Source organism: Psychrobacter sp. T6-1 (assembly GCF_052258445.1).
Window position 1 is genome coordinate 1 of the sequence record NZ_JBQQFC010000284.1, and the last position, 3,102, is coordinate 3,102.

The following is a 3,102-nucleotide window of genomic DNA, read 5'->3' on the forward strand; positions in this document are numbered from 1 at the left end:
TAATTATTACTTAAAGGGAATCACTATGTATTTTGTTCTCTCTCCTGCCAAATCTTTAAATGAGACTGATGCCGTTCCTGTGAACATTGGCAACTACTACAGCCAGCCTGAGCTCATTGCGCACTCGCAGACCTTAATGAAATCGCTTAAGACTAAGGAGCCAATGGACTTGCAGGAGCTTATGAGCATCTCTGATGATCTAGCGCAGCTAAATGCTAAGCGCAATCAAGAGTGGCAATGGGATACGGACAAGCCCTTTAATAATGACAATGCCAAACCCGCCGGCTACCTATTCGACGGTGACGTCTATACCGGACTTGATATGTACGGCATGGATAAAGATACGGCTATCTATGTTAATAAGCATTTAGGAATTTTGTCAGGATTATATGGCATTATCAAACCCTTAGACTTGATCCAACCGTATAGACTTGAGATGGGCACCAAACTCAAAAATAAGCGCGGTGATAACCTTTATGAGTTTTGGGGCGAGCAGATTACCGATACCATCAATAAGCAAATGGCAGATAGTGATGACAAAGTCTTGATTAATCTAGCCTCTAACGAATATTTTAAAGCAGTGAAGAAAAAAGCTTTGGACGCACAGATTATTACGCCACGTTTTGAAGATGAGAAAAATGGTCAATATAAAGTAATCAGCTTTTATGCCAAAAAGGCCCGTGGTCTAATGGTGAAATACGCGGCGGATCATAAACTGACCAAAGCTGAGCAGCTTAAAGATTTTGATTTGGCAGGTTATTATTATGTCGATGAATTGTCTGATGACAACACTTGGACGTTTAGGCGCGATGAGGCGGATCAGTAACTAATATTTATAAGTTTTGTTCAGAACTAGCTGGATTGTAAGTTTTTTCTTTCAACTTATCGATTTAGTAGCAAAACTCGTCTAATCATTGCTACTTGCTGGAGTAGAAATTCAGCCTTCAGCTTAGGATAACTAGCAACAATAATTATAAGAGCCTTTACTAATTAGTTGCCCGCAAATAAATAAAGTTTTATATGTTTGGAGTCAAATGAAATGAGGTCCAAGTACGCCTTAGGATGCATCATTCCTGATGACCAAGCACTTAAATCGTCATGCGATAGCTCTAAATTTAAAGTTTTAGATGATTTAGTATATTTATATTGCTTGCGAATAGAGCCTGCAGTTCTGAAATATATCTCAATTGTATTGATTGTCATGTCATGGACAGTTATCTCAGGTATATTTAGCGTTAATATACAACTTATTTCTGAAAAACGTAACTCTTCGTCAGAATAACCTTGCCGAGCAATATAAAAATTATAGCTTTTAATATTCAGGTAACTAGTAGCGGATGCATCGCTATCAAACTTTCGAATTGCAGTAGATTCGTTCATAAAAGCTCACCTATTAATGAGTGATAGTATTAAAAAACAGTTAAGAAATTAGTAGCCGTATAATTAATATACCTCACATAAAAGCCAAAAGTAAAACTTTAGTTCACTATTTATTTAAATTCAAGTTTTATATTACCAAGTTTTAGCTTCTACGCATAAAAAACCCCAATAAGCCAAAGCCTATCGGGGTTTTGTTTTGACAAAGACTATAAGATGAAAACTATAGTCTTAAGCATTACAGGTTAAGGGCATAAATTACATCATGCCACCCATTCCACCCATACCGCCCATTCCACCAGCGCCGCCGCCCATAGCAGCCATGCCGTCATCACCTTGTGGTAAGTCAGTAATCATGACTTCGGTCGTGAGCATGAGACCAGCAACCGATGCTGCATTCTCTAGTGCTGAGCGCGCAACTTTTGCAGGATCAAGGATACCCATCTCTAGCATATCACCGTACTCGCCAGACGCCGCATTGTAACCGTAGTTGCCGCTACCTTGCTTGACCGCATTAACAACAACTGAGGCTTCTTCGCCTGAGTTAGTAACGATTTGACGTAGCGGTGCTTCCATCGCACGGCGCAGAATCTTGATACCTGCGTCTTGATCGTCATTGTCGCCTTTGAGCTCAGATAGTGCGTTCAAAGCGCGAACAAGTGCTACGCCGCCGCCTGGGACAACGCCTTCTTCGACCGCAGCACGAGTGGCATGCAAAGCATCATCAACGCGATCTTTTTTCTCTTTCATTTCAGTTTCAGTCGCCGCGCCAACTTTGATAACGGCAACGCCGCCGGCAAGTTTTGCCATACGCTCTTGTAGCTTTTCTTTATCGTAGTCAGAGGTAGATTCTTCCACTTGACGTTTGATAGACTCGACGCGATTTTCGATGTCAGCTTTTTGACCCGCGCCATCAACGATAACGGTGTTTTCTTTACCAACAGTGACCTTTTTGGCGGTACCCAACTGCTCAAGAGTTGCCGTCTCTAGGCTTAGACCAATCTCTTCAGAGATCACTGTAGCGCCGGTCAAGGTTGCGATATCTTCTAGCATGGCTTTACGACGATCACCAAAACCTGGTGCTTTTACGGCACACGTTTTTAGGCCGCCACGCATGTTATTCACAACTAAGGTTGCCAGTGCTTCGTTTTCAACGTCTTCTGCGATGATAAGTAGTGGCTTGCTTTGCTGCATCACTTGCTCAAGTAGTGGCACGATCTCACGGATGTTGCCGATTTTTTTGTCAACGAGCAAGATATATGGGTTTTCAAACTCAGCCGTTAGGCTGTCTTGCTTATTAGCAAAGTACGGGCTGATATAGCCGCGATCAAACTGCATACCTTCGACGACTTCTAGCGTATCTTCAAAGCTTGAGCCTTCCTCAACCGTGATGACGCCTTGCTTACCGACTTTTTCCATCGCTTGAGCGATAAGCTCACCGATTTTGGTGTCTGAGTTGGCTGAGATTGAACCAACTTGCGCGATAGCTTTTGAATCGTCAGCTGGGGTAGATAGCTCATGAATTTGCTCAACGGCGGCGCGTACGGCTTTGTCGATGCCGCGTTTAAGATCCATAGGGTTCATGCCAGCGGCCACTGATTTCATGCCTTCTTGCAAGATAGACTGAGCCAATACTGTGGCCGTAGTCGTACCGTCACCTGCGACATCATTAGTGCGGCTAGCGACTTCACGAACCAGTTGCGCGCCCATGTTTTCAAACTTATT

General features: G+C 43.0%; 3 protein-coding genes. 1 reads left to right on the forward strand and 2 read right to left on the reverse strand.

Annotated elements, in window-relative coordinates; all coding sequences use genetic code 11:
- The first annotated feature begins 25 nt into the window (after positions 1-25).
- The gene (gene yaaA / locus ACTXGO_RS11700; protein ID WP_435950387.1) at positions 26-826 is read left to right on the forward strand and encodes a peroxide stress protein YaaA; all 801 of its coding nucleotides are present in this window, start codon (positions 26-28) and stop codon (positions 824-826) included.
- A 164-nt stretch (positions 827-990) separates the two neighbouring features.
- Here yaaA and ACTXGO_RS11705 read toward each other — a convergent pair whose 3' ends face one another.
- Positions 991-1,380 carry a hypothetical protein gene (locus ACTXGO_RS11705; protein WP_435950386.1) on the reverse strand — a complete coding sequence of 130 codons (390 nt, stop codon included), beginning with the start codon at positions 1,378-1,380 and terminating at the stop codon, positions 991-993.
- A 255-nt stretch (positions 1,381-1,635) separates the two neighbouring features.
- Positions 1,636-3,102, reverse strand: a 1,467-nt coding sequence (gene groL, locus ACTXGO_RS11710; protein WP_443574635.1) for a chaperonin GroEL, incomplete at its 5' end; no start/stop codon positions are given.

Bases quoted from the DNA above. Each gene is read 5' to 3' on its own strand.
- yaaA (WP_435950387.1), top strand. From the start codon at position 26: ATGTATTTTGTTCTCTCTCCTGCCAAATCTTTAAATGAGACTGATGCC.
- ACTXGO_RS11705 (WP_435950386.1), bottom strand. From the start codon at position 1,380: ATGAACGAATCTACTGCAATTCGAAAGTTTGATAGCGATGCATCCGCT.